Raw genomic sequence first — 7,518 nt, 5'->3', positions numbered from 1 at the left:
ATGCCGTGTTTGAGCTCCAGAAACTCCCGCAACAGTTCCTCTCGGCCCCTCCCGAAGAATTCGAACTCGGTACAGCTCTTGGCGCCAGCCAGCGTTGCCGCCAAAGCGATGATGACGATATCAGCCAGCGCGTGCCGCGAGTTATCGGCGCGTGGATCCTTGAGAGGTCGGAGCAGGCGCCTGAGTTTGCGCATTTGGGTCTCCCTCGACAATCGAGAGAAACCCAAAGAATCCAGTTCAAATCGCTTTGCAATACACTACCAACGCCATATGCGATTCCCCTACCCTCCAGGGGAGGATAAGAAAGCTAAATCGCACTCGCGCCTTCGTGCTGGAAGCCGAGATAGCTGGCCGCGACCCGCTCGTTGGCGGCGATGTCGCTGGCCTTACCGCTGAGCACGAACTCGCCGAGCTCCATGACATAGGCATGGTCCGCGATCTTCAGCGCGGCCTGCGCGTTCTGCTCGACCAGCAGCACGGAGACGCCGGCGGCACGCAGCTCGGTGACGATGCGGAAGATGTCGGCGACGATGATCGGGGCAAGGCCAAGGCTCGGCTCGTCCAGCATCAAGAGCTTCGGCTCGCCCATCAGCGCGCGGCCCATCGCGAGCATCTGCTGCTCGCCGCCGGAGAGCGTGCCGGCGAGCTGCTTGCGCCGCTCCTTCAGCCGCGGAAACAGCGCATAGACTCGCTCCATCGAGGCTTTCGCCTTGCTGCGCTCGATCCGGAAGGCGCCCAGCTCCAGATTGTCCTCGACATTCATGGTCACGAACAATTCGCGATGCTCGGGAACGAGACCAAGCCCCATCGCGACGCGGTCCTCGATGTCGAGCCGGGCGAGATCCTGCCCGGCAAAAGCGACGCGACCCTTCAGCGACAGGATGCCCATGATGGCCGAGAGCAGCGTGGTCTTGCCGGCGCCGTTGGCGCCGACGATGGTGACGATCTCGTTGCTGCCGACCTCGAGCGAGACCGAACGCACCGCCTCGACCTTGCCATAGGCGACATGCGCGTCGGTGACGGACAACAGCGTGCTCATGCCGCCACTCCGAGATAGGCCTTGATCACTTCGGGATTGGTCTTGATCGTCGCCGGCGTGCCTTCCGCGATCTTGGTGCCGAAATCGAGCACCACGATGCGGTCGGCAAGGTTCATCACGAAGCCCATGTCGTGCTCGACCAAGAGCACGCTCATGCCGCCGTTGCGCAGCTCGCGGAGCAGCGCGGCGAGCCGCTGCTTTTCCATGTGGCGCAGGCCGGCGGCCGGCTCGTCGAGCAGCAGCAGCATCGGATCGACGCAGAGCGCGCGGGCGATCTCGACGATGCGCTGCTGGCCGAGCGAGAGCGAGCCTGCCAGCTGGTGCATCTGCTCGGTGAGGCCGACGCGCTCGATTTGGCGGGCGGCTTCGGCGAGCAGCTTGGCCTCGTCAGTGCGGTCGAGCCGCAGCATCGAGGAAACGGGTCCGGAATGGCCGCGCAAATGTGCGCCGATCGCGACGTTCTCCAGCACGGTCATGTCGGGGACGAGCTTGACGTGCTGGAAGGTCCTGCTGATCCCGAGCTTGACGATCTCCTGCGGCGGCGCGTTGTCGACCTTCTTGCCGAGCACCGAGATCGAGCCCGAGGTCGCCGAGAGGACGCCGGTGATCAGGTTGAAGGTCGTGCTCTTGCCGGCGCCGTTCGGGCCGATCAGCGCGACGATCTCGCGGGCCTGGACCTCGAAGGACACGTTGTTCACCGCGACCACGCCGCCGAACTGCTTTCGCGCCTTCTCGACCTGAAGCAGGACGCCGGCCTCGGCGGGCGCGCGGGCGCGATGCTCCAGCTTCAGCGACGTGTCCGGCTTCTTGCCATCGGTACGCTCGGGGAGGAACGACATCAGCCAGGGCCAGAGGCCGCCGGGCGCAAGCTGCAGCAGCGCCACCAGCATGATGCCGAACACGATGGTCTCGACCTGGCCGGAGCCGGGCAGGATCAGCGGAAGATAGCTCTGCAGCGCCTCTTTCAGGATCACGACGATTGCCGCGCCCAGGACGCCGCCCCAGACATAGCCGGCGCCGCCGACCACGGCGATGAAGAGATATTCGATGCCCATATGCGCGCCGAACGGGGTCGGGTTCACCGCGCGCTGCAGATGGGCATAGAGCCACCCGGACAGGCCGGCGAGCACCGCGGCATGGATGAACACCAGCAGTTTGGCCCGCGGCGTGTGGACGCCGAAGGCCTCGGCCGCGACATGCCCGCGGCGTAGCGCACGGATGGCGCGGCCGGTGCGGGAGTCCAAGAGGTTCATCGTCAGCAGGGCTGAGAGGATCACCGCGACCCAGATCGCGTAATAGATCGAGCCCGGCGAGAGCATCTTGAACGTGCCGATCGACAGCGGCGGGATCGCCGAGATGCCGTCGTTGCGTCCGAGAAACTCCAGCTTGCTGAACAGGTAGAACAGCCCGAGCCCCCAGGCCAGCGTGCCGAGCGGCAGGTAATGCCCCGAGAGGCGCACGGTGATCAGCCCGAGCAGCACCGCGAGCGAGCCACTGACCACGAGCGACAGCGGCAGCGTCAGCCAGGGCGACAGGCCATAGCCCGTCGTCAGCACGGCGGTGGTGTAGGCGCCGAAGCCGACGAAGGCGGCCTGGCCGAACGAGGTGAGGCCGCCGACGCCGGTCAGCAGCACGAGGCCCATCGCGACCAGGGCCGCAAGGCCGATATTGTCGAGCAGCACGATCCAGAACGGGGGCACGCCCGGGATGAACGGGATCGCTGCCATGAGGAGCGCGAAGACGAGGATGGGAAGCCGGCTCTGCATCGGGCTCAGTCCTTCTCTTCCTCGACCGCGGGCGCGGCGAGCGAGCGCAGCAGCAGCACGGGGATCAGCAGCATGAAGACGATCACCTCCTTGTAGTTGGAGGCGTAGAAGGACGAGAATGCCTCGACGATGCCGACCACCAGCGCTGCGACGGCGGTGAGGGGATAGCTGACGAGGCCTCCGATGATCGCGGCGACGAAGCCCTTCAGCCCGATCAGGAAGCCGGAGTCATAGTACAGGGTGGTGATCGGCACGATCAGGATGCCGGAGAGCGCGCCGATCACGGAGGCCAGCAGGAAGGCGATCTGGCCCGACAGCGTGGTGCGGATGCCGGCGAGCCGCGCCCCGAGCCGGTTGACCGCGGTCGCGCGTAGCACCTTGCCATAGAGCGTCAGGCCGAAGAACAGCCAGAGGGCGACGATGAAGGCGATGGTGATGGCATAGACGGTGATGCTCTGGCCGGTGAAGCGCAGGGCGCCGGCGGTGAAGGCGCCGGACAGCACGGCAGGTCCGCGCTGGCCTTCGGCGCCAAAGAACAACAGGCCGAGGCCCTGTAGCGCGAGGTGGACGCCGACCGAGGCGATCAGCAGCACCAGCACCGAAGTGTGCGCCAGCGGCTGGAAGGCAACGCGGTAGAGATAGAGCCCGATCATCGCCACGATCACCAGCGACAGCGCGATGCAGACCGCGACCGGCGGCTTCTGCGCGGCGAGGGACAAGGTCAGTGCGAGCACGATCGCCGGCAACACGACGTTGGCGATGAAGCTGCGGACAACCAGCCGCCCGTGCAGCGCCTTGCGCGCCTCGAACAGGTCGAAGGCGAAGGCGCCGATGCCGAGCGCGAGCGCCAGCTTTGCCGTGCCCGGCATCTGGCCGGCGGCCAGCGAGGCATAGGTCAATGCGCCATAGGTGACGAACTCGCCCTGGGGAATAAGGATGACGCGGGTGACGGCGAACACCAGCACCAGCGCCAGGCCGAGCAGCGCGTAGATCGCGCCATTGGTAATGCCGTCCTGCACCAGGAACAGCATAATGGTGGTATTCAAGACCGGACGCTCCCCCTAATCCGGACCGGTCCCCTCGATTGCAGTGGACGGTCCGTTCACAGCCATTGAAAAACGCATGCGATATTTGGTATGGTCCATAACAATTATCGAATATAACTTCAAGGGCGGGAACGACCCGTTCCAAATTTAGCGGGATTGCGAGCACGAGGCGATGACCGTTTCCAAGACCGCTGAAAAGACCGCTGAAAAGTCCGCCGAAAAGCCGGCCGACGCGGCCAAGGGCCGCAAGGACGCCAGCGAGCCGCAGGCGGAGGCCCTCCAGCTCGGCGAGCTTTCCGAGCAGCTGGGCTATGTCCTGAAACGTGCGCAGCTCAAGGTGTTCGAGAATTTCTTGCGCTGCATGGCCTCGCTCCAGCTGACGCCGGCGCAATTCTCGGTGCTGCTGCTGGTCGAGAAAAACCCCGGCCGTAACCAGACCGAGATCGCCTCCACGCTCGGCATCCTCAGGCCGAACTTCGTGGCCATGCTCGACAATTTGGAGAGCCGCGACCTTTGCGCGCGGATCCGCTCCACCAACGATCGCCGCTCGCACATCCTTGTCTTGACCGACAAGGGCAAGGCCGTGCTGGCGCGCGCCAAGAAGCTCGTCGCCACCAAGCACGAGGCCCGGCTGAACGATTTGCTCGGCCAGGCCAACCGCGAAGCCCTGATCGAGATGCTCGCGAAGATCGCCAACGAGTTTTGAGCGATCCCGTCATTCCGGGGCGATGCGAAGCGTCGAACCCGGAATCTCGAGATTCCGGGTTCACGCTTGCGCGTGCCCGGAATGACGAGGAGAGACGCCCCCTCTCAATCCACCAAAATCACCCTGATATCGTTCACGTTGGTCAGCGTCGGGCCTGTCTGCAGCAAGTCGCCCGTCGCCTCGAAGAACGTGGTCGCGTCGTTGTTGTCCAGGTACGCCTGCGGCTCGAGTGCCAGCGCCTTCATCTTCGTAAAGGTCGCCGCATCGATTAGCGCGCCGGCGGGGTCGGTTGGGTGGCCGGCGCCGCCGTCGGCGCCGTCGGTGTCGCCGGCCAGCGCCGAGATGCCCGCCGTATCCTTCAACAGCGAGGCCAGCGCCAGTGCGTATTCCTGGTTCGGTCCGCCGCGCCCGTTGCCGCGCACGGTGACCGTGAGCTCGCCGCCGGACAGGATCGCAACGCGCTTGCCTTGCTTACGCGCCTGAAGCGCCAGCTTGGCATGATTGGCGGCGACCTCGCGCGCCTCGCCTTCGAGATCGGCGCCGAGATCGATGGTCTCATAACCGGACTCGCGCGCGAGCTTGACCGCGGCGTCCAGCGACTGCTTGGGCCGCGCGATCAGCTCGAAATGCGCGCGTGCAAAGGCGGCGTCACCCGGCTTGCAGCTCTCGTTGTTGGGATCGTCGAGCGCGCGGCGCACCGCATCGTCGATGTCGAGCCGGTATTTCGCCACGATCGCGCGCGCATCGGCCAGCGTGGTCGGATCCGGCACGGTAGGACCGGAGGCGATCGCGGAAGGATCGTCATGCGGCACGTCGGAGATCGCGAGCGTCACGACTTCCGCGGCGTTCCTGCCGGCGCGGGCGAGACGGCCGCCCTTGATCCGCGACAGGTGCTTGCGTACGACGTTCATCTCGCCGATCGGCGCGCCCGAGCGCAGCAGCGCCTTGTTGACCGCCTGCTTCTGCGCGAAGCTGATGCCGTCCACCGGCGCGATCCAGTTGGCCGAGCCGCCGCCGGTGAGCAGCACCAGCAGGAGATCGTCCGGCCCGGCCTCGCCCGCGAGCGCGAGGGTGTCGGCCGCGCCCTTCAGGCCGGCTTCGTCAGGCACGGGATGACCGGCCTCGACCACGCGAATGCGGCGCGTCGGCACGCCGTAGCCGTGGCGCGTGGTGGCGATGCCGACGAGGCGCTCCGGCGCCAATCCCAGCGCGTCGAGATAATGCCGCTCCGCGGCCGCCGCCATCGCGCCGGCGCCCTTGCCGGCGGCGAGGCAGATCACGCGCCCCCTGGGCGCAGGCCGCAGGTGAGGGGCCAGCACCACGTCGGGATGGGCGGCGGCAACGGCGGCGTCGTAGAGCGCGCGGAGCAGGGAACGTCGGTCGGTCATGGACAATGGCCTTGCGCAGACTGGACTGGCGGCGACGCGGTCGCCGCCATCTGCCTACCGCATCGTGTGCCAAAGCGTAAGCGCCTTCGCCGTCATTCGATTGTGCAATCGCGTGATCGCAATTGCCGCATAAGCCAAAGCCCCCTGCGCGATCTGCGCAGGGGGCCCGTCGTCCGCGCTTTGCAGTTTCTAGCCGCCGGCGTCGGCGCTGATCACCTCGCCGAAGAGATCCCACTTGTCGCCCTTGAACTTCATCAGCTGCAGCGAGCTGATCGGCGCGAAGTCGTTCGGCCCGGTATTGATCTTGATGCCGGGCAGCAGCACTTCGGTGCGGAAGTCCTTCAGGCTCGCCGCCTGCTTCATGACGTTCTCGCGCGTGAGATTGTCACCGCACTTTTTCAGCACTTCGACCAGCGTCTGCGCGACGCCGTAGCCGACGATGGTGCCGCCGTCGAGCTTGTCGCCCTCGGGGAAGTACTTCGTCATGAAGTCGAGGAACGCCTTCATGCCGGGATCGTCCTTCCACTGCGGATCGGAGACATCCTTCAAATAGGCGGCCGAGATGATGTCCTGCGAATTCTCGAACCCGGCGGGCTTGATCACGCTGCCGACCGAGGCCGAGACGTTGTTGAGGAAGTGGGTCGGCTTCCAGCCGATCTCGGAGATCTTCTTGATCGCCTGCGCCGCGAACTTCGGCGTGGTGATGTTGATGAAGACGTCGGCGCCGGTGGCTTTCAGCTTGACGATGTGGTTGTCGATGGTCGGCTCCGAAGTCTCGTAGCTTTCCTCCAGCACGATCATGCTCGCGGCCTTGGCCCCCAAGCCGTCCTTGAGGCCCTTCAAGTAATCCTTGCCGTAATCGTCGTTCTGGTAGAGGACGCCGATCTTGGCGTTCGGCATGGCCTTGAGGATGTATTTCGCGTAGATCTGCGTCTCGCTCTGGTAGTTGGGCTGCCAGCCCATGGTCCACGGGAAGTTCTGCGGATCGTTCCACTTGGTGGCGCCGGTGGCGACGAACAGCTGCGGCACCTTCTTCGAGTTCATGTATTTCTGAATCGCGGAGTTCGGCGGCGTGCCGAGCGAGTTGAAGACGAGCAGCACCTCGTCGCTTTCGACCAGCTTGCGCGCCTGCTCCACCGTCTTCGGCGGCGAGTAGGCGTCGTCGTAGGAAACGAAATTGATCTTGCGGCCGTTGATACCGCCTTCTTCGTTGATCTTCTTGAAATAGGCGGCTTCGGTGCGACCGATGATGCCGTAGGCGGAGGCCGGTCCGCTGTAGGGCATGATGTTGCCGATCTTGATCTCGGTGTCGGTCGCGCCGGTATCATATTTCTTCTGGGCCGTTGCGGTTGAGGCCGAGGCCGCGATGAGCGCGAGCGCCAATGAAGCGGCCGCAAGCTTGCCGTTGACAGCAGGCATTCCAATCTCCCTGTTTTTTCTTGGTTTGCGCGTCCCTTTTCTTGACTTGATTGTTTTTGGCGACGCGAGCGCAATTCAATACGATTTGCCCGAAAGCTTCAAGGAAAAGCCCCTGCGGCAGGGCCGCAGGGGCTGCTTCTTTAGTCGGTCGGGA

General features: G+C 65.0%; 7 protein-coding genes. 1 reads left to right on the top strand and 6 read right to left on the bottom strand.

Going from position 1 to position 7,518, the window contains the following annotated elements; all coding sequences use genetic code 11:
- From HZZ16_RS31755 to HZZ16_RS31740, 4 genes are all read right to left on the bottom strand, one after another.
- The coding region (locus HZZ16_RS31755) for a transposase family protein (protein WP_197954020.1) at positions 1 to 194 on the bottom strand (194 nt) is incomplete at its 3' end.
- A 113-nt stretch (positions 195 to 307) separates the two neighbouring features.
- Positions 308 to 1,039, bottom strand: a complete 732-nt coding sequence (locus HZZ16_RS31750) for an ABC transporter ATP-binding protein (RefSeq protein ID WP_197954019.1) — start codon at positions 1,037 to 1,039, stop codon at positions 308 to 310.
- Positions 1,036 to 2,805, bottom strand: coding sequence for a branched-chain amino acid ABC transporter ATP-binding protein/permease (locus tag HZZ16_RS31745; protein ID WP_197954018.1), 1,770 nt, complete (start codon positions 2,803 to 2,805; stop codon positions 1,036 to 1,038). The genes HZZ16_RS31750 and HZZ16_RS31745 overlap by 4 nt, the downstream gene beginning before the upstream one ends.
- A gap of 5 nt (positions 2,806 to 2,810) precedes the next feature.
- Positions 2,811 to 3,851: a branched-chain amino acid ABC transporter permease gene (locus tag HZZ16_RS31740; RefSeq protein ID WP_197954016.1), complete on the bottom strand. Its 1,041-nt coding sequence runs from the start codon at positions 3,849 to 3,851 to the stop codon at positions 2,811 to 2,813.
- Between the two features lie 172 nt (positions 3,852 to 4,023).
- Here HZZ16_RS31740 and HZZ16_RS31735 point away from each other — a divergent pair, with 172 nt between their 5' ends.
- Positions 4,024 to 4,557 carry a MarR family winged helix-turn-helix transcriptional regulator gene (locus tag HZZ16_RS31735; protein WP_197954014.1) on the top strand — a complete coding sequence of 178 codons (534 nt, stop codon included), beginning with the start codon at positions 4,024 to 4,026 and terminating at the stop codon, positions 4,555 to 4,557.
- Between the two features lie 104 nt (positions 4,558 to 4,661).
- On the opposite strand, the gene HZZ16_RS31730 is transcribed toward HZZ16_RS31735, so the two are convergent.
- Positions 4,662 to 5,945, bottom strand: coding sequence for a glycerate kinase type-2 family protein (locus tag HZZ16_RS31730; RefSeq protein WP_197954012.1), 1,284 nt, complete (start codon positions 5,943 to 5,945; stop codon positions 4,662 to 4,664).
- Between the two features lie 189 nt (positions 5,946 to 6,134).
- A complete protein-coding gene (locus HZZ16_RS31725; protein WP_197954010.1) occupies positions 6,135 to 7,364 on the bottom strand; it encodes an ABC transporter substrate-binding protein in 1,230 nt (409 codons plus the stop codon).
- Positions 7,365 to 7,518: the final 154 nt, after the last annotated feature.

Source organism: Bradyrhizobium glycinis (assembly GCF_016031655.1).
GTDB lineage: Bacteria > Pseudomonadota > Alphaproteobacteria > Rhizobiales > Xanthobacteraceae > Bradyrhizobium > Bradyrhizobium glycinis.
This window is presented reverse-complemented; position numbering and strand designations above follow the sequence as displayed.

Bases quoted from the DNA above. Each gene is read 5' to 3' on its own strand.
- HZZ16_RS31745 (WP_197954018.1), bottom strand. From the start codon at position 2,805: ATGCAGAGCCGGCTTCCCATCCTCGTCTTCGCGCTCCTCATGGCAGCG.
- HZZ16_RS31750 (WP_197954019.1), bottom strand. From the start codon at position 1,039: ATGAGCACGCTGTTGTCCGTCACCGACGCGCATGTCGCCTATGGCAAG.
- HZZ16_RS31725 (WP_197954010.1), bottom strand. From the start codon at position 7,364: ATGCCTGCTGTCAACGGCAAGCTTGCGGCCGCTTCATTGGCGCTCGCG.
- HZZ16_RS31730 (WP_197954012.1), bottom strand. From the start codon at position 5,945: ATGACCGACCGACGTTCCCTGCTCCGCGCGCTCTACGACGCCGCCGTT.
- HZZ16_RS31735 (WP_197954014.1), top strand. From the start codon at position 4,024: ATGACCGTTTCCAAGACCGCTGAAAAGACCGCTGAAAAGTCCGCCGAA.